The sequence below is a fragment of the Sphingosinicella sp. CPCC 101087 genome (genome assembly GCF_004151485.1).
In the GTDB taxonomy this organism is placed as follows: Bacteria; Pseudomonadota; Alphaproteobacteria; order Sphingomonadales; family Sphingomonadaceae; genus Allosphingosinicella.
Window position 1 is genome coordinate 1 of sequence record NZ_SBFF01000007.1, and the last position, 24,463, is coordinate 24,463.

24 protein-coding genes and 1 tRNA gene are annotated in these 24,463 nt (G+C 66.8%); 13 read left to right on the plus strand and 12 right to left on the minus strand.

Going from position 1 to position 24,463, the window contains the following annotated elements; genetic code table 11:
- Nucleotides 1–180 precede the first annotated feature (180 nt).
- The 3 genes from EKM57_RS11775 to EKM57_RS11785 all read left to right on the plus strand — a co-directional run bounded on the left by EKM57_RS11775 (nucleotide 181) and on the right by EKM57_RS11785 (nucleotide 3,836).
- Complete coding sequence (locus tag EKM57_RS11775; protein WP_243451009.1) at nucleotides 181–567, plus strand: DUF2497 domain-containing protein; 387 nt, start codon at nucleotides 181–183, stop codon at nucleotides 565–567.
- 121 nt (nucleotides 568–688) lie between these two features.
- Nucleotides 689–3,355: a valine--tRNA ligase gene (locus EKM57_RS11780; RefSeq protein ID WP_129792710.1), complete on the plus strand. Its 2,667-nt coding sequence runs from the start codon at nucleotides 689–691 to the stop codon at nucleotides 3,353–3,355.
- A 52-nt stretch (nucleotides 3,356–3,407) separates the two neighbouring features.
- Complete coding sequence (locus tag EKM57_RS11785; RefSeq protein WP_129792711.1) at nucleotides 3,408–3,836, plus strand: hypothetical protein; 429 nt, start codon at nucleotides 3,408–3,410, stop codon at nucleotides 3,834–3,836.
- Here EKM57_RS11785 and EKM57_RS11790 read toward each other — a convergent pair.
- Entirely contained in the window at nucleotides 3,833–4,726 is an 894-nt protein-coding gene (locus EKM57_RS11790; RefSeq protein ID WP_206185408.1) for a diacylglycerol kinase family protein, read from the minus strand. The two genes, EKM57_RS11785 and EKM57_RS11790, sit on opposite strands and share 4 nt — an antisense overlap.
- 101 nt (nucleotides 4,727–4,827) lie before the next feature.
- Between EKM57_RS11790 and hemB the strand changes: the two genes are divergently transcribed.
- From hemB to EKM57_RS11810, 4 genes are read left to right on the plus strand one after another with little or no spacing between them, the layout of a single operon-like run.
- Entirely contained in the window at nucleotides 4,828–5,820 is a 993-nt protein-coding gene (gene hemB / locus EKM57_RS11795; RefSeq protein WP_129792712.1) for a porphobilinogen synthase, read from the plus strand.
- Between the two features lie 19 nt (nucleotides 5,821–5,839).
- The gene (locus EKM57_RS11800; RefSeq protein ID WP_243451010.1) at nucleotides 5,840–8,074 is read left to right on the plus strand and encodes a fused MFS/spermidine synthase; all 2,235 of its coding nucleotides are present in this window, start codon (nucleotides 5,840–5,842) and stop codon (nucleotides 8,072–8,074) included.
- Entirely contained in the window at nucleotides 8,071–8,610 is a 540-nt protein-coding gene (locus EKM57_RS11805; RefSeq protein WP_129792713.1) for a GNAT family N-acetyltransferase, read from the plus strand. The genes EKM57_RS11800 and EKM57_RS11805 overlap by 4 nt, the downstream gene beginning before the upstream one ends.
- The gene (locus EKM57_RS11810) at nucleotides 8,607–9,155 is read left to right on the plus strand and encodes a gamma carbonic anhydrase family protein (RefSeq protein WP_371414139.1); all 549 of its coding nucleotides are present in this window, start codon (nucleotides 8,607–8,609) and stop codon (nucleotides 9,153–9,155) included. The genes EKM57_RS11805 and EKM57_RS11810 overlap by 4 nt, the downstream gene beginning before the upstream one ends.
- 7 nt (nucleotides 9,156–9,162) lie before the next feature.
- Here EKM57_RS11810 and EKM57_RS11815 read toward each other — a convergent pair whose 3' ends face one another.
- Entirely contained in the window at nucleotides 9,163–9,672 is a 510-nt protein-coding gene (locus EKM57_RS11815; RefSeq protein ID WP_129792715.1) for a hypothetical protein, read from the minus strand.
- Between the two features lie 147 nt (nucleotides 9,673–9,819).
- Here EKM57_RS11815 and EKM57_RS11820 point away from each other — a divergent pair.
- Nucleotides 9,820–9,896 (plus strand) — tRNA-Arg (locus EKM57_RS11820).
- A gap of 261 nt (nucleotides 9,897–10,157) precedes the next feature.
- On the plus strand, nucleotides 10,158–10,814 hold the full coding sequence (locus tag EKM57_RS11825) for a DsbA family oxidoreductase (RefSeq protein WP_129792716.1): 657 nt from the start codon (nucleotides 10,158–10,160) through the stop codon (nucleotides 10,812–10,814).
- Nucleotides 10,815–10,862: 48 nt separating this feature from the next.
- Here the strand turns inward: EKM57_RS11825 and EKM57_RS11830 are convergent, their stop codons facing one another.
- From EKM57_RS11830 to EKM57_RS11870, 9 genes are all read right to left on the minus strand, one after another.
- Nucleotides 10,863–11,048 carry a DUF3008 family protein gene (locus tag EKM57_RS11830; protein ID WP_129792717.1) on the minus strand — a complete coding sequence of 62 codons (186 nt, stop codon included), beginning with the start codon at nucleotides 11,046–11,048 and terminating at the stop codon, nucleotides 10,863–10,865.
- A gap of 56 nt (nucleotides 11,049–11,104) precedes the next feature.
- Complete coding sequence (locus tag EKM57_RS11835) at nucleotides 11,105–12,358, minus strand: N-succinylarginine dihydrolase (protein WP_129792718.1); 1,254 nt, start codon at nucleotides 12,356–12,358, stop codon at nucleotides 11,105–11,107.
- 3 nt (nucleotides 12,359–12,361) lie between these two features.
- The gene (locus EKM57_RS11840; RefSeq protein ID WP_129792719.1) at nucleotides 12,362–13,381 is read right to left on the minus strand and encodes an arginine N-succinyltransferase; all 1,020 of its coding nucleotides are present in this window, start codon (nucleotides 13,379–13,381) and stop codon (nucleotides 12,362–12,364) included.
- The gene (locus EKM57_RS11845) at nucleotides 13,378–14,592 is read right to left on the minus strand and encodes a hydrolase (protein ID WP_129792720.1); all 1,215 of its coding nucleotides are present in this window, start codon (nucleotides 14,590–14,592) and stop codon (nucleotides 13,378–13,380) included. The genes EKM57_RS11840 and EKM57_RS11845 overlap by 4 nt, the downstream gene beginning before the upstream one ends.
- A gap of 116 nt (nucleotides 14,593–14,708) precedes the next feature.
- A complete protein-coding gene (locus tag EKM57_RS11850; RefSeq protein ID WP_129792721.1) occupies nucleotides 14,709–15,989 on the minus strand; it encodes a S9 family peptidase in 1,281 nt (426 codons plus the stop codon).
- A gap of 64 nt (nucleotides 15,990–16,053) precedes the next feature.
- Complete coding sequence (locus EKM57_RS11855) at nucleotides 16,054–16,866, minus strand: AraC family transcriptional regulator (protein WP_129792722.1); 813 nt, start codon at nucleotides 16,864–16,866, stop codon at nucleotides 16,054–16,056.
- A 31-nt stretch (nucleotides 16,867–16,897) separates the two neighbouring features.
- A complete protein-coding gene (locus EKM57_RS11860; RefSeq protein ID WP_206185409.1) occupies nucleotides 16,898–17,362 on the minus strand; it encodes a DUF4437 domain-containing protein in 465 nt (154 codons plus the stop codon).
- 41 nt (nucleotides 17,363–17,403) lie between these two features.
- A complete protein-coding gene (locus EKM57_RS11865; RefSeq protein WP_371414140.1) occupies nucleotides 17,404–17,877 on the minus strand; it encodes an RNA pyrophosphohydrolase in 474 nt (157 codons plus the stop codon).
- A complete protein-coding gene (locus EKM57_RS11870; RefSeq protein ID WP_129792723.1) occupies nucleotides 17,874–18,821 on the minus strand; it encodes an alpha/beta hydrolase in 948 nt (315 codons plus the stop codon). Before EKM57_RS11870 ends, EKM57_RS11865 begins: the two co-directional genes overlap by 4 nt.
- A 258-nt stretch (nucleotides 18,822–19,079) precedes the next feature.
- On the opposite strand from EKM57_RS11870, the gene EKM57_RS11875 reads away from it, so the two are divergent.
- From EKM57_RS11875 to EKM57_RS11885, 4 genes are all read left to right on the plus strand, one after another.
- Nucleotides 19,080–20,960, plus strand: a complete 1,881-nt coding sequence (locus tag EKM57_RS11875) for a 2-oxoacid:acceptor oxidoreductase subunit alpha (RefSeq protein ID WP_243451011.1) — start codon at nucleotides 19,080–19,082, stop codon at nucleotides 20,958–20,960.
- Between the two features lie 58 nt (nucleotides 20,961–21,018).
- Entirely contained in the window at nucleotides 21,019–21,162 is a 144-nt protein-coding gene (locus EKM57_RS21895) for a hypothetical protein (RefSeq protein WP_165357384.1), read from the plus strand.
- A gap of 23 nt (nucleotides 21,163–21,185) precedes the next feature.
- Nucleotides 21,186–22,208, plus strand: a complete 1,023-nt coding sequence (locus EKM57_RS11880; RefSeq protein WP_129792724.1) for a 2-oxoacid:ferredoxin oxidoreductase subunit beta — start codon at nucleotides 21,186–21,188, stop codon at nucleotides 22,206–22,208.
- Between the two features lie 87 nt (nucleotides 22,209–22,295).
- On the plus strand, nucleotides 22,296–23,561 hold the full coding sequence (locus EKM57_RS11885; protein ID WP_129792725.1) for a cyclopropane-fatty-acyl-phospholipid synthase family protein: 1,266 nt from the start codon (nucleotides 22,296–22,298) through the stop codon (nucleotides 23,559–23,561).
- 135 nt (nucleotides 23,562–23,696) lie between these two features.
- Here EKM57_RS11885 and EKM57_RS11890 read toward each other — a convergent pair whose 3' ends face one another.
- Nucleotides 23,697–24,407 (minus strand): SDR family NAD(P)-dependent oxidoreductase, encoded by a 711-nt coding sequence (locus tag EKM57_RS11890; protein ID WP_129792726.1) that lies wholly within the window; start codon nucleotides 24,405–24,407, stop codon nucleotides 23,697–23,699.
- Nucleotides 24,408–24,463 lie beyond the last annotated feature (56 nt).

Consider the following 24,463-nt stretch of genomic DNA (forward strand, 5'->3'; position numbering starts at 1 on the left):
GACGACGGGCCGTCGCCGCAGCCGGTCTCCACCCGCACCGCCCCACCAGACGCAAACAGCCCCGTGACAGAGCTCCAACGATCGGCGATAAGGCCCTCAGACTGAGGGACATTCGTCGTCCCCTCGGCAGCACAGACAGGTGAGGCCCTCCGCATGGGGGAAATTCAGCAAGACCCTTCGATGGAAGAGATACTCGCTTCCATCAAACGCGTGATCGCGGAGGACGGCCGCGCCGGAACGGCGGCAGGGTCGCCGCGCGCCCGCCGCGCGGCACCGAACGAATCGCCGCAAGCGTCCGAGGACGACGTGCTCGAGCTCGACGATCCGGTCACCGAGGAAGCGGGCCTGTTGTCGAGCGGCGCCGCCGCGGCCAGCCGCGAACGGCTCGCCGCATTGTCTGCCCTTCGCCAGCGCACGGAGATTCCGACCGATACCGGGGCGCTCGAGGCGGTGGTGCGCGACATGCTCCGGCCTATGCTGAAGGACTGGCTCGACGAGCATCTCCCGGCGATCGTCGAGCAGTTGGTCACGCGAGAGATTGCCCGCATCACCGGGCGCAACCTTTAGCGACGTTCGAGCCGGCGCGCGTCGCGTCCGTGCAGGACCTGCGCGTCTTCGTGGGCCAGGGAACGGCCCGCTCCACTGCAGGGCGTGACGGGCCGAACAAAGCCGGTTAAGCGCAGCCGCCATGACCGAGCTGCCCAAGACGTTCGACCCCGCCGAAATCGAAGCGCGCTGGTACAGGCGCTGGGAGGAGGAAGGCCTCTTTCGCCCCAGCCGCCGAGAGGCGGAGCCATGGACGATCGTCATGCCGCCGCCCAACGTGACCGGATCGCTCCACATCGGCCATGCACTCGACGTCACCCTGCAGGACGTGCTGACCCGTCACGCCCGCCTTCAGGGCAAAGACGCGCTCTGGGTCGTGGGCACCGATCATGCCGGCATCGCCACCCAGATGGTGGTCGAGCGCAATCTTGCCAGCCAAGGCGTGAAGCGTACCGACATGAGCCGCGAATCCTTCGTCGATCATGTCTGGGAGTGGAAAGCGCAGTCGGGCGGCGCGATTACCCGCCAGCTCCGCCGCCTCGGCGCGTCGTGCGACTGGACCAATGAGCGCTTCACCATGGATCCCGGCTTCTCGGCTGCCGTGATCAAGGTGTTCGTTCAGCTCTACCGCGAGGGGCTGCTCTATCGCGACAAGAGGCTCGTCAACTGGGATCCGAAGTTCGGCACCGCCATCTCCGACCTCGAGGTCGAGACTCGCGAAGTCCAGGGCAAGTTCTGGCACCTCAAATATCCGCTCGAGGACGGCTCAGGGTTCATCCAGGTTGCGACGACGCGGCCGGAAACCATGCTGGCCGACATGGCGGTGGCGGTTCATCCCGACGACGATCGCTATCGCGACCTGGTCGGCCGCAAAGTGCGTCTTCCGATCACCGGCCGACTCGTGCGTATCATCGCCGACGAGCATGCCGATCCCGAGCTGGGCTCCGGCGCGGTCAAGATCACGCCGGGACACGATTTCAACGACTTCGAAGTGGGACGCCGGGCCGGGATGAAGCCAGTCGACATGCTCAACATGCTCGACGCCGAGGCGCGGGTGGTCCAGACGCAAGATGGGCTCGTTCCGGCCGATCTGGTCGGGCTCGACCGGTTCGCCGCGCGCGAGCGCGTCGTCGAGCGCCTCGATGCGGGCGGCTTCCTGGAGCGGGTCGAGGACCGTTCGATCCAACTCCCTTATGGCGACCGCTCGGGCGTCGTCATCGAGCCCTGGCTGACCGATCAATGGTATGTCGACGCGGCCACGCTGGCGAAGCCGGCGATCGAGGCGGTGCGCAGCGGCGACATCAGGATCGTCCCGAAGAGCTGGGAAAAGACCTGGTTCAACTGGCTCGAGAATATCCAGCCCTGGTGCGTCTCGCGCCAGCTCTGGTGGGGGCACCAGATCCCGGCCTGGTACGACGACCAGGGCAATGTCTTCGTCGCCGAGACCGAGGCGGAAGCGCAGGCCAATGCCGGAGGCCGCCCGCTCAGGCGCGACCCCGACGTTCTCGATACCTGGTTCTCCTCCGCCTTGTGGCCCTTCGCCACGCTGGGCTGGCCCGAGCAGACCGAGACGCTACGGCGCCATTATCCGAACGACGTGCTGATCTCCGGCTTCGACATCATCTTCTTCTGGGATGCCCGCATGGCGATGCAGGGGTTCCACTTCCTTGGCGAAAGGCCATGGAAGACACTCTATCTTCACGGCCTGGTGCGCGACGCCAAGGGCCAGAAGATGTCCAAGTCGAAGGGCAATACGGTCGATCCACTCGGGCTGATCGACCGCTACGGCGCGGACGCGCTGCGCTTCACCCTCGCCGCGATGGAGAGCCAAGGGCGCGACATCAAGCTCGATGAGAAGAGGGTCGAAGGCTATCGCAACTTCGGCACCAAGCTTTGGAACGCAGCCCGCTTCTGCCAGGCGAACGGCATCGGCGCCTCGAACACCATCGAACCGCCGCGCGCGAGCCTGGCGATCAACCGCTGGATCGTCGGCGAGACGATGAGGACCATCCAGGCGCTCGACCTCGCCATGGCCGAACTGCGCTATGACGAGAGCGCCAACACCATCTACCATTTCGTCTGGGACCGGTTCTGCGACTGGTATCTCGAACTGATCAAGCCCCTCCTGAGCGGCGCCGAAGGGCTGGCGGCGGGCGGGCAAGGGGAGGACGCCGGAGCGGAGACCCGCCAGGTCGCCGGCTGGGTGCTCGACCAGATCCTGGTGATGCTTCATCCGTTCATGCCCTTCGTCACCGAGGAGCTGTGGAACGCCCTCGGCGATCGGACCAACCCCCTCATCCTGGCGAAATGGCCGGTGCCGGATGCGCGCGCGCTCGATGCCGAGGCCGGGCCGGAGATCGATTGGCTGATCCGCCTGATCGGCGCGATCCGCGGCGCGCGAGCCGAGCTCAACATTCCCCCCGGTGCGCGCATCGCGCTGCACGTCCGCGATGCGGCACTCGCGACGACCGATCGGCTCGCACGTCATGCCGGAGCCATCCAGCGACTGGCGCGGATCGGCGGGATCAGTGACGCGCCGGCGATCGGCGGTGCAGCGCAGGTGGTGGTGGACGAGGCGACCTTCGTCCTGCCTCTCGAAGGCGTCATCGACGTCGCGGCCGAGCGTGCCCGCCTAGCCAAGGTGGCGGAAGCCGCGGAAAGGGAGCGTGATTCGCTCGCTGCCCGGCTCGCCAATCCGAATTTCGTCGAGCGTGCGAAGCCCGAAGCGGTAGAGAAAGCGCGAGCGGATCATGAGGAGAAAGCCGCGGAGGCCGAGAAGTATCGCGCCGCCCTCGATCGGCTGGGATGACGCGCGCGGCCGCCCGTTCGATGATGATTGCCGCAGCGGGGCCGGATCCGCTATGATCATCGAAGCTTCCGACTTGCGCGAAGGATATGGGATGATGCGCCTCGTTCGCCTCGCGTCTCTGTTCCTCCTGGTTCCCGTACCGGCCGCGCTGGCGCAGCCCGCGCCCGAGGCACCTGGCCGGGCCGCCGATCTCGCCGATTTTGCCGCCGGCAACTATGTCGGAGACGTCATCTCGGATGCGCGCGGCTCGTCCCGGTCGGACGTCGCCATCACGGTACAACGCGTCGGGCCGAACCTGGTCGAGGTCAGCTCGAACTATTCGCGCATCCCGACGGTCCGCATCCAGCTGACCCAGGCGATGAGCGCGGTCGTTGCCGAAGGCAGCGATCATGTCTTTCTCATTCAACGCGACAGCGACCCGGACCAGCTCAGTCTGACGATAGACGATGCATCGCTGAGCGTCCGCCGCCGGCGGGATTAGGCCGGCACGACCACCTCGATCGCGCGCTCGGCGACCGCCGCCACGGCCGGCGTTCTCGCCAGCACCTCGCCGTCGATCGAGATGCGCTGCCGGGGACGGGCGTCGACGAGGAGCCGACGGCCGTGAAACTCCTCGACCATGGCGTGGCGAGCGGGCAGCTTCCAATATTTGGCAGACCAATCCCAAATCAGCCGCAGGGAGCTGCGGCCGGTCACCGCCTGGACGACGATCTCGCCACTGTCGACGTCGGCTTTCTCGACCAGCTCCACGCCGCCATGGTGACTGCCGTTGGCGATCCGCACCTCGGTCGCCCAGATCGTCTTCTTCTCGTGACCGTCGTCGACGGTCAGCCGGAACGGGCGGAAGCGGATCAGGCAGTAGAGCGCCCAGGCCAGATAGCCGACCCGCCCGAAATAGCGCTTGAGCTTCGGGGGAATGCCTTCGCCGATCATCGGCGACAGGCCCATCGCGGCGCAATTGGCGAAATAGTCGTCGTCGATCATCCCGAGGTCGATCCGGCGGCGGCGGCCGTTGCGAATCGCGTCGATCGCGCCATCGAGGTCGAGCGGGATGCCGAGCGTGCGCGCAAAGCTGTTGGCGGTGCCGAGCGGCAGCAACGCGAAGACGCAGTCGCGATCGACCACCTCGTCGACCGTACAGGACAAGGAGCCGTCGCCGCCGCCGACGATCACCATCGGCGCGCCGTTCCGCACCGCTTCCTTCATCGTCGGAATCAGAAGATCCGGATTGCGGATCGCATGAGCGGCGATCAACTCGATTCCCGCCGCCCTCAGTTTCTCGACGGCTTGTCGGAACAGCGCTCGCCCTCTGCGGGATTGGGCGTTGACGACCAGGACGGCCTGCCGGGGCACGGGCTTCTCGACGATCATGGTGCGCAAACTCGTGAGGCCTTCCGGGTGTCCCGGGCGTAGCAGCGAAATACAGCGAGCGCTTCCGATTTCCGGGCAAGCGCTCTAAGCGGTTCCGCGAAATGACGTCAGCCGCCTTTCCAGCCCTTCGCCTTCGCCGGACGCGGACCCATGCCTGGAGCCGCGCCCTCGTGGCCGAGACCAGCCTCGGCCCGGCCGACCTGATCTGGCCGCTCTTCGTCACCGAAGGCGAAGGAGTCGAGGAGCCGATCGCCACTCTGCCGGGCGTTTCGCGCTGGTCGGTGGACCGGATCGCGGAACGGGCGCGGGAGGCGCGCGATCTCGGCATACCCTGCATCGCCTTGTTCCCGAACACGCCGGCAGCCCTGCGCAGCGATGATGCCGCCGAAGCGTTCAATCCCGACAATCTCATTTGTCGGGCGGTGGCGGCCGCAAAGGCCGCGGCGCCGGAGGTGGGCGTGCTCACCGACGTCGCTCTCGATCCCTATACGGCGCACGGTCATGACGGTCTGGTCGACGCGTCGGGATATGTCCTCAACGACGCGACGGTGCAGAAGCTCGCCGCACAGGCTCTGGTTCAGGCTGCGGCGGGTGCCGACATCGTCGCTCCGTCGGACATGATGGACGGACGGGTCGGCGCAATCCGTTCAGCCCTTGAACAGGCAGGGCATGCGAACGTCCAGATCATGGCTTATGCCGCCAAATATGCGAGCGCCTTCTATGGCCCGTTCCGCGACGCGGTCGGATCACGCGGTCTGCTCAAGGGGGACAAGAAAGGCTATCAGATGGATCCTGCCAACGCGCTCGAAGCGTTGCGCGAAGTGGCGCTCGATCTCGCCGAGGGCGCCGACCATGTGATGGTAAAGCCGGGTCTGCCCTACCTGGACATCGTTCGCCGTGTGAAGGAACGCTTCGAAGTCCCTGTCTTCGCTTATCAAGTGTCGGGCGAGTATGCGATGATCGAGGCTGCGGCGGCGGCCGGCGCGGGGGATCGGGACGCGCTGATGATCGAGACGCTCATGGCGTTCAAGCGTGCCGGCTGCGCTGGAATCCTCACCTATCACGCGCCCGCGGCGGCGCGATTGCTCAGCTGACGGCGGCGGGGAACCGAGCGTGGCGATCGAGGTGACCGCGAGGCGGGTGAACGAACGCTACGTCCGTCCGCTCTTTCTCGCGACGATCATCACCGGCTCCTTCCTGCTGTTCCTGACGCAGCCGATGGTGGCCCGAATGGCGCTGCCCCAGGTCGGCGGTGCTCCGGCAGTGTGGAACAGCGCAATGCTGGTCTACCAGCTGCTGCTGCTCGGCGGCTATGCTTATGCCCATTGGGTGGCGCGGCTGCGGCCACGCAAGCAGGTCGGGATCCACGTCGTCCTGTTCGGACTGGCCTCGCTCTGGCTGCCGATCGGGCTGGCCGAAATGGCATTGTCCGCGGATGCCACCCCGGCCTTGTGGGTGCCCTGGTTCCTGCTGAGCTCGATCGGGCCACTCTTCTTCATCGTGTCGGCGCAGGCGCCGTTGATGCAGCGCTGGTACGCGCTCGAGACGAGCCGCGGCGATCCCTATCCGCTTTACGCCGCCTCCAATCTCGGCAGTTTTGCGGGGCTGATCTCCTATCCCCTGGTCGTCGAGCCGCTGATGACCCTGCAGCAGCAGAGTTGGCTGTGGAGCGGCCTTTATGCGCTCCTGGTCCTGCTGGTCGCCATATGCGCGCTTACCGTTCCGGCCGAGGCGGTGAGCGTCGCCCCCGAGGAGACGGCGCCTCCGCCTACGTCGCGCCAGGTGCTTCACTGGATCGTGCTCGCCGCCATTCCCTCGGGGCTGATGCTCTCGACGACCACGCATCTCACCACCGACATCGTCGCCATGCCCCTGCTCTGGGCGTTGCCGCTCGGCCTGTACCTGCTGAGCTTCGTCATCGCCTTCGCCCGCAAACGCAAGGCAGCGGACTTCGTCACCATACTCGCACCCTTGGTGATCCTGGTGGCCGGCGGGCTCGCCTTCAGCAGCGGGACCCAGAATCCCTTCTTCTCGGCGACACTCGGCCTGTTCCTTCTGTTCGTCGTCGCGACGGCATTGCACGCCGAGATGTTCAGGCTCCGGCCCGCCGTTGGACATCTCACCAGCTTCTATCTCGCCATGTCGTTCGGCGGCATGCTCGGTGGCCTGTTCTGCGCGATCGTCGCACCCTTGCTGTTCGACTGGACCTATGAGCATCCGCTGCTGGTGCTCGCCGCGGCTCTGCTCGTCCCGCAATATGCGCTGATGCCTTGGCCGCGACGTTTCACCTGGCTGCTGTCGATTGCCGTGCCGGTGCTCGCCCTTATCCTGTCCTTCGCTGCGGATCAGGGACTGCTCGGCCGGTCACAAGGCGTGGTGATGGCGGGAAGCGTCATCGTCTCGCTGCTCGCTTTGGCCTGCCTCGGCCGGCGATGGGCATTTGCGGTGGCATTGGCGGCGCTGATGCTGAGCTACGGCGGATGGTCGATTCTTGGCCGCTCCGCGGGCGACGACCGGACTCGCTCCTATTTCGGCGTTTACGAGGTGAGCGAGCGCCCCGACGAATCGGCAAGGGTGCTGACCCATGGGACCACCTTGCACGGCATCCAGAATCTCCAGCCGGGGCTCGAGACGATGCCGACCAGCTATTATGCTCGCAGATCCGGCGTCGGCCTTGCGCTGGCTAATGCCGGAGCGCTGTTCGGCGCCGACGCGCGCATCGGCATCGTTGGCCTCGGCAGCGGCACGCTCTCCTGCTACGCCCGGGACCGAGGCCGCAGATGGACGTTCTTCGAGATCGACCCGGCAATGGTCGAAGTCGCACGGACCCGCTTCACCTTCCTTGCCCAGTGCGCGCCGGAAGCGCGCATCGTGCTCGGCGACGCACGCATCAGGCTGAGGGGCGAGCCGGGCGATTCGATCGACATATTGGCGATCGACGCCTTCTCGTCCGATTCGGTGCCGATGCACCTGCTCACTCGGGAAGCACTGGCAGTCTATGGACGCGCCGTGCAGCGTGACGGCATCGTCCTGTTCCACGTCTCCAACCGCTATCTGGACCTGAAGCCGGTCATCGCCGACATCGCGCTGGAGGGAGGCTGGACCAGCGCGATGCTCGAATATGTGCCGACCGAGGCTGAAGAGGCGACCAATGCCACGATCTCCGTGTGGATCGCCCTTTCGCGCACTCCGGAGACGATCGACCGGCTCGTGCAGCTGAGCGGCGAGGACAGTATCAATTGGACCATGCTCGAGACCCAGCCCGGATTTTCGGGTTGGACCGACGACCATGCCTCGATCCTGCCGATCATCAGCTATCGGAGCCTCCTGCCTTCGGCGCTGCGATGATCGAGACGGTTCGTCTTCGGCTTCGCGACTGGGGTGACGAGGATATCGCCCCCTTCATCCGGCACACCAACACGCCGGCGGTGATGCGCTGGCTCGGCGGTGTTCAGACACAGGCCGAGCTGCGCAAGTCGATCGAAGAGCGGATGATCCGGTGGCAGCGCGAGCGCGGCTTCACCTTCTGGGTCGTCGAGCGCAAGGTCGACGGGGAACTGCTCGGCTTTTGCGGGCTCAAGATAGCCGACGCGGTGGGCAGCCCGGTCGAGGGCATGCACGAAATCGGCTGGCGGCTGCGCGAGGATGCCTGGGGGCAGGGCTATGCCCGGGAAGCGGCGATGGCCTCGCTCGATTTCGCGTTCGACCGCCTCGACGCCGAGCGGGTGGTTGCGATCACCTATCCGCAGAATGTGGCGAGCTGGGGCCTGATGGAGCGTCTCGGCATGCGCCGGCGGCTGGAATTCGGCTATGACGATCCCCGCTTTCCCGAGCTGAACCCGACCATCGTCTATTGCCTCGAATCCGCGGAATGGCGCGCATGACCCGTATTTCCTTCGCCGGCCGGTCGCCGCGAATCGATCCCTCCGCCTTCGTCGCACCCGGCGCGGTGCTGATCGGCGACGTCGAGATCGGCCCGGAGGCGAGCATCTGGTACAATGTCGTGCTTCGCGGCGACATGAACGTGATCCGCATCGGCGCCCGCTCCAACATCCAGGACGGTAGCGTGATCCATGTCGATCCGCCGCGTCCGGGCGGGCCGGACGCGGGCTTTCCCGCGTTGATCGGCGACGACGTGCTGATCGGCCACATGGCGATGGTCCACGGCTGCACCTTGCACGACCGGGCCTTTGTCGGGCTCGGCGCGATCGTCATGGACGGCTGCGAGATCGGCAGCGACGCGATGCTGGCCGCGGGCGCGATGCTCACGCCGGGCAAGAAGATTCCGTCGGGACAGCTCTGGGCGGGTCGTCCGGCGAAATTTGTTCGCGAGCTGCGCTCCGACGACCTCGCTCGGATGCGCGAAGGCGTTGCGCACTATGCCGCGCTCGCGAAACGCCACGCGGAAGCGGTCCGCGGGCAGGGGTGAGGTCGGTTTAGTCCCTGAGACGGGCCCGCAGCGCCTCGATCCGCGCCTGCTGACCCTCCGCCAGCTGCTGGGCTGCGGCGATCGCGGCTTGGATGGCGGCGAAGTCCGAATTGCTGGTCGGCATATCCGCCCGGTCGATGGCGAGCCGATCGAGTTCGATCAGCGCCCGCATCGTCTCCGTCCGCGCGGCCTCGAGCCTGGAGATCGCCTGCTGCGCCTCCACCCAGCTTTCGGATTCGGCAGACCCCGCCGATCGCACGGCCGCCTCGGCTCGCGCATATGCGCCGTCGAAATCGCTCTGCCCGCGCGCCGCCTGCCGCTCGAGCTCGGAGAGGCGAAGCCGCAACGCCGGATCGGAGGGCGCGACGGCAGCCTCCCGGACCGGTGGCTCCATCGAGCGGTCGCGTTCCGCGGGACGCGGCTCCAGCGACGGAAACTCGCCCTGGGGAACGCAGCCCGGGAGCGCCATTGCGGCGGCGACAAGGGCCGCGAAGGGGAGGGACGTGGGAGCGTTCACCCACTCTCCCTATTCGTCCCCCGGCACCGCGGCAACTCCGCCTCCGCGCGCGGCGCTATCGCTTCTCAGCGCGCGGATGCGCTCTTGCGTGGGATGAAGCCGGGGCTTGCGCGGGCTGGGGGCAGCCCCTATGTCGACGCCTCCCGCGCGCCCGTAGCTCAGCTGGATAGAGCACCAGACTACGAATCTGGGGGTCAGAGGTTCGAATCCTTTCGGGCGCGCCATTCTCCTTTCGCTCCGCAATCCGCCGCGCGCCGCTTCGACGGCCGAGCCGAGTCGGTGCTTCGTCTCGAGTAACGGTCCAGCCCGATGCCGGTCTCGGCCGAAGGACGGCCTGGATGGGATTCGGCGCGGATCGCGAGCCAATATTCCTCGCGCCACCGCAGTTTGGCTTCCTGCGGGCATCCCCTTTCTGGGGCGCTGGCATGGGGCGCTGGAAGGCTGCTAGGTGGTGGTGCAGACCCGGCCATCGGAAGGAGGACGAGGTGACGACGACCCTCAAGATCGACTTCGTCTCCGACGTGTCCTGCCCCTGGTGCATCATCGGTCTTCGCGGGCTCGAGGAAGGCCTCGACCGGGCGAGCGACGTCGTGCGCGGCGAGATCGTCTTTCAGCCGTTCGAGCTCAATCCAGGCATGCCGCCGGAAGGGCAGAATATCGTCGAGCATGTTGCGCAGAAATATGGGTCTTCGCAGGCGCAAGCGGCCGAAAGCCGAAAGATGATTGGCGAAAAGGCGGCCGGCGTCGGCTTCACCATCGCCCTGTCCGAGGACAGCCGCATCTACAACACGTTCGACGCGCACCGCCTGCTCCACTGGGCGCGCGAATCGGGTCATCAGAAGGCGCTGAAGGTCGCCCTGTTCGAGGCTTATTTCACCCACGGGCTCGATCCGTCCGATGCCGAGGTGCTCGCCGCGGCCGCGGAAAAAGCGGGGCTCGAGCCCGCTGCGGCGCGAGAGGTGCTCGCTTCCGGAAGATATGCGCAAGCGGTGCGAGATGCCGAGCGGCTCTGGCAGTCACGCGGAATCAGTGCCGTTCCGGCCGTGGTGATCGAGGACAAATATCTCATTTCGGGAGGACAGCCCCCTGAAGCCTTCGAGAAGGCGCTGCGCAGCATAGCGGCCGACCTGGCCGAGCCGTGACCCAGACCGCGGCGCAGTATCTTCACCCTGCGCCGTCACGCCGCAATGTCAGTCTCCGATGTGCTCGGGTTTGCCCTTGCGCTTGGTGGAAGCCATCTTCTCGAGCTCCTTTTCGGACATCGATTCGGCCATCGACTTGGACGCCCCCTTGAGCTTGCTCTTGGAGGTTTCGCCGCGCTTCGCCGAAAGGGCGGCGCCGGCAGCCTTCTGCTGGGCAGCGGATTTGGCAGGCATTTCGCTTCTCCTTCCCGGACAGGAACGGGTCCCGCTGCGATGCGGTTCCGGCGAGCCTAGATGAGTTCGGGAAGCTCGAGCGTGCGGCAGAGCGCCGCGCGGGCCTTCTCGACCGCCTGCGTCAGCGCCGGATCGGCAAGATCGGGCGGGGCGATCTGCTCCGGCCAGTGCGCCTCGATGCAGGCCGATATCCGGTCCAGCCGGATCTCGTCGACGAGGAAGCGCGGATCGATGGTGGCTGGATCGGCCGCGACACGCAGGCGCAGGCATGCGGGACCGCCGCCATTGGCCATCGACTGGCGAACGTCCACGACGATCAGCCGCCGGATCGGACCATTGCCTTCGACCATTTGCTCGAGCCAGTTCCAGACCGCCGGAGTCTCACGCGCTTCCTCGGGAACGACCAGGGCCATGACGCCCTCGGGCAGGGTCACGAGCTGCGCATTGAACAGATAGGATCGAATGGCGTCTTCGAGGCTGATGGCGCTGGCGGGCACCTCGACGATCTCGAGCTCGGGCAGGCGCCGCTTCAAGGCGGCGTAGAAGTCGGGACGGTCCTCGAAGGCCTGTTCGTGCGCGAAAAGCACATTCTCGTTCGCGACCGCGACGACGTCGTTGTGAAAGGCGCCGGCCGCGATTGCCGCCTCCGACTGCGCGACGAACAAGGTCCGATCGGGATCGAGACCGTGGAGCCGGGCGATCGCCCGGCACGCCTCGACATGCTGGCGCGCCGGAAACGGGCCGCCGCGAACGCCGTGCACGAACACCTCGACGCCGGGGGATTCGTGACGGGCGCCCAGCCGCATGTGATTGGCCGCGCCTTCGTCGCCGAAGGTGGGCGGGATCGGCGGATGGACAGCGAAATGCCGCTCGTCGGCGAACGCGATCTCGAGCTGGGCCAGCGTGCCTGGCCATTCATGGCTGCGATGCGCCATGGTTCGGAGGTTGGCGACGGTGAGGTGGCAGCGCCCGTCGGCCGTGTCGGGCGCGGGCGACACGGTCGCCGCATTGGCCGCCCACATCGCCGAGGCGGAGAAGGCCGTCTGGCGTAGCGAATCCGGGACTGTGTCGGGATCGGTGCCGAGCGCGGCAAGCCATTCGCGATTGGGGCGGGGGTGGGGGAGGAAGACGCCCTGGTTCAGGCCGAGCGCAAGGTTGCGGCGCATTTTCTCCACTCCCTGCAACGCGGCCGCGCGCGGAAACGCGATCGCGCCTTTGTTGGTGGTGGAGGCGATGTTGCCCAGGCTGAGGCCGGAATAATTGTGGCTCGGACCCACGATTCCGTCGAAATTGATCTCGACGATCGCCACGGCCTAGCGGCCCATGGCGAGGAAGCTGGCCCCCGGAGCGATGCCGAGCAAGGCAGCACTGTCGGGATCGAGCGCGGCGTTGCCGGACTTGCCAGGATGTAGCCTACCATAGCAGGCGACGAAATCCTGGAGCCGGCCGGATGCGAGCAGCGCTTTCTGCCCCTCTTTCTCGTTTTCGGTCCCGGCCAATGTGAAGGCGCGGGATTCGCGGATGGTGCGGATCCGATCCGTCGCCACCGACATGGTCGGTCCTCCGTCGAAAATGTCGACATAGCCGTCGGCGGTGAAACCCTCATGTTCCAGCATCTTCATCGCGGCGCGGCCGGACGGGTGGGGAACGCCGAGCACCATTCGTGCCGATTCCGGCAGCATCGCCGTGTAGATCGGCGTCTTCGGCATCAGGTCGGCGATGAACTGGGTGCCGTGGGCGGCGTTGAACTCGTCCGCTTCCTGGAAACTCATCCCGAAGAATCGGCCGGCTATGGCGTCCCAGAAAGGCGAGCCGCCGCCTTCGTCGATGACGCCGCGCAATTCGGCGATCACCTTCTTGGCGAAGCGCTCGCGGTGGAGCTTGATGAACAGATAGCGGCTGCGTGCCAGCAACAGGCCCAGGCCGCCGGCCCGCTCGCCCGGGTGGAGAAACAGGCCGCCGACCTCCGAGCAGCCCTCGAAATCGGTGCACAGGGTCAGCATCTCGGCCTTGAAGGTGCGGCCGAGCTCGGGCGAGGTCTGGGTGAGCGTGCTGATCCGATAGCTATAGAAGGGCTGCTCCGTTCCGACGCGGCTGAAGATCTGGCACGTCCCGCGAATCTGGCCCGTCTCGACATTCTCGAGCACGAACAGGAACAAGTTGCCCAGTTCCAGGTCCGGCTCGCGGCTGAAGGCGTCGGCCGATTGCGCCAGCTTGTCGACCAGGGCGCCCCGGTCCGGCGGCAGGTTGGTGAATCCGCCTCCGGTCAGCTTCGCCATCTCGTAGATCGCCTCGAAATCGTCGTTCCGGGCGGGCCGCACCCTGAAGCTCATGGCATGTCCCCCTCGGCCAGTCGCAGGATGGTCAGCGCCGAAAGGCGGGCGCGCTCGACCAGGCTTTCGACGATCAAAAATTCGTCCTCGCTATGGATGGCGCCGCCGCGCACGCCCATCGTGTCGACCACCGGCACGCCGCACGCCGCGATATTGTTGCCGTCGCACACGCCGCCGGTGTCGCGCCAGCCAATCTCCTGGCAGAGATCCGCGCCGCAGCGGCGGACCAAGCCGAACAATGCCTCGGCTCGGGGGTCGATCGGCTTGGGCGGGCGGCCAAAGCCGCCATGGATCCGGATCTTCACGTCGTGCTCCGCCGCGATCGCCGCGACCGCCTCGTCCAGGAGCGTCCGGGCGCGAATCTCGTCCTCGGGCTTCGACGGCCGGAAGTTGACCCTCAGCACCGCCTTGTCCGGCACGACATTGTTCGGCCCGCCGCCGTCGATGCGCGCGGGATTGACCTTGAGCCCCGGTCGACTCGCCTGGGCGAGGCGCAGCGCCAGGTCGGCGGCAGCGAGAAGGGCGTTGCGTCCCTCCTCCGGGTTGCGCCCGGCATGGGCGCTCCGGCCCTGCACGAAGAGGCTGAAATTGCCGCTTCCCGGCCGCGCTCCGGCCAGTGTGCCGTCAGGAAGCGCCGCGGGTTCGTAGGTGAGGGCGGCCCGCTTCCCTAGCGATGCCTCGGCGATCAGGGCCGCCGATCCGGCCGATCCGGTCTCCTCGTCGCTGTTGATCACCACTTCATATCCGATCCGGGCCGCGATGGGAGTCGCCTCGACCGCCCGCAGGGCGGCGAGCATGACTGCCAGCCCTCCTTTCATGTCGGCGACGCCTGGGCCGCCGAGCACTTCCTTCTCCGTGCGCCAGAACACGTCCTGGAACGCGTGCTCGGAGCCGAACACCGTGTCCATATGGCCGGTGAAGAGCAGCTGGAGCGGCGCTTCGGGCCGGACCCTCAGATGGAGGTTCGCGCCGTGGCCGACAGGGCTCAGCGATCCATCGGATGCCATCGCGTCGACCGGAGCGGGATCACGAAGGTCCAGCACGCCGGGGAGCAGCGAGAAGGCGTCGGCGAGAAGCCGCGCCATCCGGTCGAGCCCCGCCAGATTGCGCGTTCCGCTGTTGATCCCCGACCAGGCGATCACCTGATCGATCATCGGTGCGCCGCCGCAATGCTCCATCGCGGCGGCCTCGATACGGGTGAGGTTCTGCATGCGGGGCGTGTAGACCGGACCGCCGGCGAAAGGAAAGGTGGGTCGGCACCCAAAGCGGACGGGCCCGCGCTGGCCGTCGCGCCTTGTGGGTGCGAGCCGACCAGGGGGCGCTGCCGTCAGCGGCAGTCGGGCCTTCGATCAGTGACCCCGGTCAGCGCGACGTCGCCATAATCGTGGGTCAGGCAGCCCTTCGTCCAGTCGACGAGCAGCGGGAAATAGCCCGGCGCGTGCCGGGTTCCGGTGCGGGTCCCATCCGGATTCTCGATATATTCGAGGATGCCGTGGTCGGTCCGCGGAAACATGGCTATCTGGATCGGACGACCCTCGCGGCGGAGCGCGCCAAGCCGCTCCAGCGTCACTTCCGGAGGCGCGGCGCGGTCGTTTCCCGCCCCGATCCAGAGCACGGGCGCCAACACTGCCCGAAGGACCGGTATCGGGTCGTAATCCCAGTCGATGTCCAGCCGATCGAATCGCTCCCGCCCCTCGCGGCGCAAAGTCGCTTCGTCGAGGGCGAGGATGCCGCCGGTGAATTCGCCCTCGATCGCACCGAACCACGGTTCGTCGCCATAAGCGCGGCGGAGTCGGTCGAGTGCGTCGAACCCCTCGGTGAATCCCGACGCGATCAGCGCGCCCGTAACGCCGGTTACCTCGCGCGCCTTGGCGAGCACGTCCGGGCCGTAGCCGAGCGCCTTCAGTTCGGTCTCCACCTCCTCCGCATCTTCTTCCTGCGGCGACAGGACCAGCCCGTAATTGACGACGATGAAATCGGGCTGGACCCTCTCGGCGGCGAGCGGAGCGACCCAGCCGCCCTGGCTGAAGCCGTGAAGGCCGAGCGGTCCATGCCTGCCTCGAGCGCGGGTGCGCGCGTGCGCGGCGGCGGCAGAGAGATCCTGTGCCAGCCGGCGGAAGTTCATGTGGAACTCGCCTTGCGAGGAGCCGGTGCCCCTCTTGTCGAAAATGAAGGCGCTGATGCCGTTTGCGGCAAGGATGTAGGGCACGGCGACGCGGCCGCCGATCCAACCCGTATTCTCCGACCCATGCGCCATCACGACCAGCGGTGTCGTCGCGCCGGCATCGGCCGGCTCGATCAGTTCGCCGGCCAGCCGGACTCCCTCGCTTTCAAAATCGGTTCGGGTGATCTTCAGCGGCACCTTCGCCCATGCGGACGAATCGCCGCCGCCGGCGCCGACGATCCGCTCGCCGTCGCACCGGATCGGGGCATCCGCACTCCCCATGGGGCCGCGCCGTCCATCGAAGAAGGTGTAGCGCATGCCCCCGGCCGCCGGCGTGGTGAGCACGGCAAGGTCGCCGGAGGGCGATCGATAGGCGCCGGCCTCGCACGCCAAGCCGGGCGCGGCCAGGCAGAACGCCATGAGGATGAAGGCGGCGAATTTCATCTCGTTCTCCACGTTTCGAGCGGTGAGGCCGTGATAGCCCGCTCCCGCCGGCGCGGATTGAACGTTATTGCTCCCGATAGCGTCCAGGCGAGACGCCGACGATTCGCTGGAAATGGCGCGTGAGGTGACTCTGGTCGGCGAAGCCGACCTCCAGCGCGATCTCGGCGATCGGCCTGGTTCCCTTCAGCAGTCTACGCGCCTCCGCAACCCGGCGCTGGTTGCGATAGGCGAGGGGGGTCAGGCCGACCTCGCTTCGAAACGAGCGGAGCAGGTGGAATGGACTGAGCCTGGCGATTTCGGCCAGTTCGGAAAGGCGGAACGGCTCCGCATGTCGACTGTCGAGATAGTCCTTGGCCCGCGCGATCGCTTCGCGAAATCGGGGCCTTTTTAGTTCCGTGCCGGCTATCTCGGCGGATGCAAGGGCGGCGGCGATCTCCGCCAGCGTCTCCTCCTGCTCGAGCGCGTCGCCGCCCAGGCGGAGCCGCCGATGGGCGTTGGTCAGCAAACGATGAAGGCCGGGCGAATGGCTGGCGGGGCTGACGAAGCCGGGCAGTCCCGCTTCGTCCGGAAGCCATCGCGCCATCGACTCGGCCGGAATGTAGAAGCCCCGGTAACGGAGGGGCTCGGCGCCGATGGTGGAGTTGGAATGCGGCTCGTCCGGCTGCAAGAAGAGCGTGCTGCCGACGCCGAGGCTGTGGCTTCCGCCCCTGACGCAGAGCCGCTCGGCACCTCCGACAACGGCACCTATGACATATTCGGGATGGGCGTGGAACGGAAAGTCGCGCCGGAAATAGGAGAAGGAAATCAGCTCCACCCCGGGCAGGTGCGCCGGGCGACTGAAGGTCGCGACGTCCTGTGACTGATCGATCTTGCTCAATGCCCGCTCACGATCTTCTCGGCCTCCGCCGTCACTCCGAAAGATAGGTTTCGTACGGATCCTCGTTGATCAGCAGGATCACGCATTCGCTCTCGGACATACAAGCGTCGCCGTGCGGCTGATCGGCTTTTTGCGTCCAATAGGCGCCCGGCCGCAGCTCGAGTCCCATTCCTTCGCCGGTCTCCGGGACCCAATGGGTCCATGTTCCGGAAATCACGACCGCCCTGTAATCGGCAGTATGGGCGTGGATCGGCGCCCGAAAGCCGCCGGGCACCTTCAGCAAGGTTCCCGCCGGACCTTCAGCCCGGTTGCCCCACAAGGGTCCGAGCTGCTGAGGCTGTCCGGGAGCTTCATCGGCAAAGGGGATCTGCTCGGCCGGCACATACGCGTTCTCGATCTGCGCCGGAGCCGCCTGGCCGGCACCCGGCGCCGGCGAGGCGATCAGCGCGACGGAGAGGCAAAGGGCGAGGCGCAATCCTCTGACGCATAAAATCACGGCGCGGCTCCTTCATGCGGATGTGCATTACCAACGCGTATCTAGAGCCATTCGGAGAAAGCCTCGACGATGTCCTCGTAGAGCTTCTTCTTGAACGGCACGATCATCGCCGGAAGCTCGGCCGGTTCTGCCCATTTCCAGGCGCGGAACTCGGGATGCGGCGTGGCGATGTCTATGTCCTCGTCCTGACCGAGGAAGCGGGCGAGGAACCAGGTCTGGCGCTGCCCGCGCCAGGGCTTCTTCCATATCTTGCCCACCAGATCCTCGGGCAGATCGTAGGTGAGCTCCTCCCTGGCGCGGGTGATGATCTCGACCAAGTCCGGACGTATCCCGGTCTCTTCCTCCAGCTCGCGCAGCGCGCCGGCGAGCGGCTCCTCGCCGGGGTCGAGCCCGCCCTGGGGCATCTGCCAGGCCTCCAGCGTGCTGTCGAGCCGCTGGCCGACCCAGACCTTGCCGGCATGACTGATCAGCATGACGCCGACGGCGGGGCGGTAGAGATCGCCTTCGTCCATCATCGCGGCACCTCCGAAAGCATCAGCCTGAGGGCCGCGACGCAGCCCCTGATGTCGTCCGCGGACGAGGGAACCGCCTTTCTCAGGTTGATGAAGCCGTGGATATTGCCCCGAGCCTCGCGGAAGATGGTGGGCACGCCGGCCTGGATGCACGCGGCCGCATAAGCCCGGCCCTGGTCCCGTATCGGATCCAGGCTGGCGGTGACGACGAGGGTGGGCGGCATGCCGTGCTGGCTCTTCACCATCGGCGCGTAGCGCCAGTCGTCGATATCGGCGGCATAGCATTGGTCGTACCAGTCCATGCTCTTGCCGCTGAGCAGATAGCCTTCGCCGAAGTCGGTTCGACTCGGATAGCCCCTGCTGGGATCGGCGGCCGGATAGATCGGCCATTGTGCCAGCACCGGCACCGCTGCCGGATCGTCGCGCAGCGCGAGCGAGACGACGATGGCGAAATTTCCTCCCGCGCTGTCGCCGGCGACGACGAGGCCCGTCACCTGGCGGCCGAGCGCCTCGGGGCTCATGGCGGCCCAGCGCGCCGCGGCGATCGCGTCCTCCACGCCCGCAGGCCATGGATGCTCGGGCGCCAGGCGGTAATCGACGGCGAGCACCGGCATGTCCATCTCGCGCGCCATTTCGGCGCAGAAGGGCTCGTGCGTGTCGAGGTCGCCGAGGACGAATCCGCCGCCGTGGAAGAAGAGGAAGAGCGGTCCGGGCTCGCGCGCGTCGCGTGCATCGAAGAGCCGCAGCCTGATCTCTCCGCCCGGCCCCGGCATGGCGAGGTCGCGGATCACGGCCAGCTCTCCGGTCGGCGCGTCCGCGACATGGCGGGATCTCGCCATCATGATACGGGCCTCGGCCGGCCCCATCTCATAGCTCTTGGGCCCAGGCAGATTGTTCAGATAGTCGAGAAACAGCCGGACATCGGGGCGCACGAAAGGCTCGGCCATGGAAACTCCGGTTTAACTCGTGATTCGAAGCGCCTATTTAAGGACCGATCGCTGCAGGTCGAGCCATGTCGCCGGCCCGCGGGGTGAAACAGGCTGCCGGCCGCGAGGCGGCAAGCGAGTTTTCGCCCGTCGAACCGTGGCGGTTTGAAACGATCTTGTCTTGCGGGTCCGCCGCGCCGTGGTGAGTTGTGAGGGGCGCCCCGCGTCGCTACGTTCGCCCGCGCGGCGGCTGGAACCGCCTAGTTGAAGGAAGCGCCCTTGGCCACGGCCACTCATTACGTTCCCGCCGACGAACCCCGTTCCGCCGAAGCCCCCGAAGCGGTGGTCGTCCGCTTCGCCGGCGATTCCGGCGACGGCATGCAGCTGACCGGCGGCCAGTTCACCTTGTCGACCGCGCTGGCCGGCAACGATCTCGCCACCTTCCCGGACTTTCCGGCTGAAATACGCGCCCCCCAGGGGACGACCTTCGGCGTCTCCGCTTTCCAGATCAATTTCGGATCCGCGGCGATCGAGACCGCGGGCGACGCGCCCGACGTGCTGATCGCGATGAACCCGGCGGCGCTGAAGACCAATGTCGCGGACCTCAAGCCGGGCGGGCTGATCATCGCCGACGAGGGCGAGTTCGGCGCACGCAACCTCGCCAAGGCGGGCTACGAGGGCAATCCCCTCGAGGACGGATCGCTCGCCCGCTGGCAGCTGGTGCGGTTCAATATAAGCCAGCTCACGCTCGATGCCGTGAAGCCGTTCGGGCTGGGCAACAAGGAAGCCTTGCGCTGCAAGAACATGTGGACGCTGGGGCTGGCACTGTGGATGTTCGACCGGGACCGCAAGCCGATCGAGGCGTGGCTCAGGACCAAATTCGCGAAGGCGCCTGAGCTCGCCGAAGCGAATATCGCGGCGCTGAACGCCGGCCATGCCTTCGGCGAGACCGCGGAGATCGGCAGCCCGCTCAAGCAGCATCACGTCGATCCGGCGCCCGCCGAGCCGGGCCTCTACCGCACGGTGACCGGCGCCGAGGCGATCTCGCTGGGACTCGTGGCCGGGGCGAAGCTCGCCGGTCTGCCGATGTTCTTCGGCGGCTATCCGATCACGCCGGCGAGCGCGATTCTCCACCATCTTTCGCGGCTCAAGGAATATGGGGTCACCACCTTCCAGGCGGAAGACGAGATCGCCGCCGTCGCCGCCGCCATCGGCGCCAGCTTCGCCGGTCAGCTCGGCATCACGTCTTCCTCGGGCCCCGGCATTGCGCTGAAGACGGAGGCGATCGGCCTCGCGATCATGACCGAGCTCCCGCTCGTCATCATCAACTCGCAGCGCGGCGGACCGTCGACCGGCCTGCCGACCAAGACCGAGCAGTCCGACCTCTACCAGGCCGTCTACGGCCGCAACGCGGACTCGCCGCTGCCGGTGATCGCCGCCCGCTCTCCCGCCGACGCGTTCGACTGCGCGATCGAGGCGTGCCGGATCGCGGTCCAGTACATGACCCCGGTGATGCTGCTCACCGACGGCTATATCGCCAATGCGGCCGAGCCCTGGCGAGTGCCCGAAATGGCGGGCTACGAGCCCTTCGCCGTGGCGTTTCACGACCGAGCGCTCGGCGAAGGGGAGGCGGTCAATCCCTATGCCCGCGACGGCAAGCTCGCGCGCGTCTGGATCAAGCCCGGCACGCCTGGCCTGATGCACCGGATCGGCGGAATCGAGAAGAATGTCGGCACCGGGCACATCGACTATTCGCCCGAGAACCATCAGGCGATGACTGACATCCGCGCCGACAAGGTGCAGGGCGTCGCCGATTCGATTCCGGACCAGGACGTGTGCCTCGGCAGTCCGGGCGGAAAGCTCGCCGTCGTGGGCTGGGGTTCGACCTTCGGGCCGATTCACCAGGCGGTGCGCCGCGCACGGGGCCGCGGGCTCGACGTCAGCCATATCCACATCCGCCACGTCTGGCCGCTGCCGAAGAATATGGGTGAACTGCTGCGCGCCTACGACAAGGTGATCGTGCCCGAGATGAACCGCGGGCAGTTGAAGACGCTGCTGCGCGACCAGTATCTCGTCGACGCGCGACCGGTGAACAAGGTTTCCGGACAGCCGTTCAAGATCGCCGAGATAGAGGCGGCGATCGCGGAGGCGCTGGGATGAGGAACGGCTTTCGACGTCGCCTCGGCGCAGGCTGGGGCCCACGCCGTCCTGGAGACGAGTGCGGCCCTGGCGAATCAGCTCGGACCGCAACTCGCGCCGGGGTGACGAAAGTGGACGAGCCAAGGCCGTGAATCCCCCGCGCCTCATCCCGCTGGTGCTGATGCTGGCCGTGGTGATCGCGCTTATCTATTATCTCTACTGAGCCCTGCTCCGGCGAGGACCGAAATGAACGAGTTGACCAAGCTGACCGCCAAGGACTTCGCCACCGACCAGGAGGTGCGCTGGTGCCCCGGCTGTGGGGACTATGCGGTGCTGAAGGCGGTGCAGCGGACGATGCCGGAGCTCGGCGTGGATCCTTCGAAAACGGTGTTCGTGTCCGGAATCGGCTGCTCGTCGCGCTTTCCTTATTATATGGAGACGTACGGCTTCCACACGATCCACGGCCGAGCGCCGGCGATTGCAACCGGCGTGAAGCTCGCCAACCCCGAACTCGACGTGTGGATCGTCACCGGCGACGGCGACGCCCTGTCGATCGGCGGCAACCACACGATGCACATCCTGCGGCGCAATCTCGATTGTCAGATTCTGCTGTTCAACAACGAGATTTATGGCCTCACGAAGGGCCAATATTCGCCGACGTCGCGGATCGGCACGCGCAGTCCTTCCACTCCGTTCGGATCCGTCGATCGGCCGGTCAACCCTTGTGCGTTCGCGCTTGGCTCCGGGGCGCGCTTCATCGCCCGCGGCATCGACGTGCATAAGAAACTGCCGGAAGTGCTCAAGGCCGCCCACGCCCATAAAGGCGCGGCATTCGTCGAAATCTTCCAGAACTGCATCGTCTACAATGACGACGTGTTCGCGCCGTTCACCGCCAAGGACAATTCCGGCAAGCAGCTCTGGCTGAAGTCCGGAGAGCCGATGCTTTTCGACAACGGCACCAAGGGGCTGACGCTCGACCGCGAGGCGCTCAACCTCCGCGTGGTCGACGTCGTGGACGGAGATTGGCAGGGGGCCGATGTGATCGTTCATGACGCGACCAACCGGGCGGTGGCGCACATGCTTATCGACATGCCGTTCGGCGCCTTTCCGATGGCTCTGGGCGTGATCTACGACGATCCGCGTCCCACCTTCGAAAGCGCGATCATTCGCCAGAACGAGGAAGCTGCGGCGGGAAAGCAGCCCGATCTGCAGGCGCTCGTCTCGCGCGGTCCGAACTGGCAGGTGACCAAGGAGCCGCGGGAAATCTAACCCCCGCGGCCCGACCCGCAGAAGGTGGCTTCGGGACGACGAGAGACGGCGCTTGCCTCCGTGGCCGATCCGCACCATTTCCCGACCGTGACCGCTCAACGGGGGAAACATCTGGTCGCAGCCGATCGTGGCTTTGCCACCGGCGGCGATTTGGTCGCGCGGTTGTTCGCGCGCGGGTTCGCGCGCCTGCTCGATCGGATCGATGTCGGGCTTGCCGAAGGCCGCATCGAGGCGACCCTGCCGGACGGGACCTTCCGGATCCTAGGCGGTCATGCCGACGGGCCGGTAGCGATCGTCCATCTCGTGAGCTGGCGTGCGCTGGTCCGCCTGGCTTCTTCGGGATCGGTCGGGTGGTACAAGGCCTGGACCCTCGGCGAATGGTCGAGCCCCGATCCCGTACCCCTGTTCGACCTGTTCACCCGCAATGCGACAGGGCTTGGCGAGACCGGCCGCGCCAAGGGACCGTGGAAGTGGGTGAATCATCTCGCCCACGCCCTGCGAGCCAACGATCGGGCGCGCGCGCGCCGCAACATCGAGCATCATTACGATCTCGGCAACGACTTCTACGGCGCCTGGCTGGACCCGGGAATGACCTATTCGAGCGCGATCTTCGCCGACCCGAGCGATCCTGCCGAGCCGCTCTACGCGGCACAGGAGCGCAAGATCAGGCTTCTCCTCGATCGTCTCCATCTGCGGCCCGGCGCGCGGCTGCTCGAGATCGGCTGCGGTTGGGGCAGTCTCGCCGAGGTCGCCGCACGTGACTATGGCGCCCACGTCACCGGCCTGACGTTGTCGGCCGAACAGAAGGCGTTCGCCGAGGCGCGGCTCGCCCGCGCCGGCCTGTCGGAGCGGGCCGAGATCAGGCTGGCGGATTATCGAGAGATAGACGGCGGATTCGACGCTGTGGCGAGCGTCGAGATGGTCGAGGCGGTCGGCCAGGAATATTGGCCCGCCTATCTGGGCAGCGTTGCCCGGGTCCTGCCGCCCGGCGGCCGCGCCGGCATCCAGCTCATCTCGATGCATGAGGCGCTCTTCGACCGCTATGCCGCCAATGCGGACTTCATCCAGACCTACATCTTCCCGGGCGGGCTGCTCATCCACGAGCCGCGCTTCAGGCGCCTTGCCGAGGAAGCCGGTCTCGAGTGGCGCGATCGCGAGGGCTACGGCCTCCATTATGCCGAGACGTTGCGGCGCTGGCGTCAGCGCTACGACGAAGCGGTCGAGCAGGCTCGTCTCCCGCACGGCTTCGACGAGGCGTTCCACCGACTGTGGCGCTACTATCTGATGTATTGCGAAGGCGGCTTCCGCGGCGGCGCACTCGGCGTGGCTCAGGTGACGTTGGTGAAGAGGTGAGAGGGGCGGGCTCGCGCACGCCGATCCACCCACATCGGTGGGGCTGAGTTCGCCCTTCCGACTTGCGGCTCCTACAGGCTCGGCCGCTTCTCGGAATGGACGGTTCCGACGCTGGCGCGCCAGCGTCGGAAGGATCTATATCCCAGCTTCCAGCCGATAGCCTGTCTCGAAATCACGCCGCAGCAGTTCCACCAGCGCTTCGGCCACGGCGGCAGGCGGCTTGAGCGTTGCCGGATCCTCGCCCGGATAGGCGCGGGCGCGCATTTCGGTGGCGGTGGCGCCGGGATCGACGATCGCCGCGCGGATCGGCGTCACCTGACCGACCTCTTCGGCATAAGCGAGCACGAGGGTCTCGATCGCCGCCTTTGATGCGCCATAGGCGCCCCAATAAGCGCGCGGCCGCCGTCCGACGCTGGAGGTCAGCGCCAGGAGCCGGCCGGATTCGCTTCGCCGAAGCAGCGGATCGAAGGCGGCGATCAGCGCCTGCTGGGCCAGCAGGTTGAGCGTCAGCAGGCGATTGAACTCCTTGCCGTCGATCTGCGTGACGGGGGTGAGGGTGCCGAGCATGGCGGCGTTGAGGACGACGAGGTCGATCTTCTCCCAGCGTCCGGCGACTGCCGCGGCGAGCCGGGCAATGCTGTCGCTTTCGGTGAGATCGAGCGGCGCGATCGTCGACGAGCCGGCGGCGGCATGGATCCGTTCCTCGACGGCCTCGAGGTCGGCAGCCGTCCGGGCGGTGAGGATCACGTGCGCACCCTCGCGCGCCAGCGCCTCGGCGGTGGCCGCGCCGATCCCGCGGCTTGCCCCGGTCACCAGCGCAAGCCTCCCTTGCAGAAAACCGGTCATTACCCCTCCGTCATCCCAGCGAAGGCTGGGAATCCAGCGGGCCTTCGCGTCTCAAA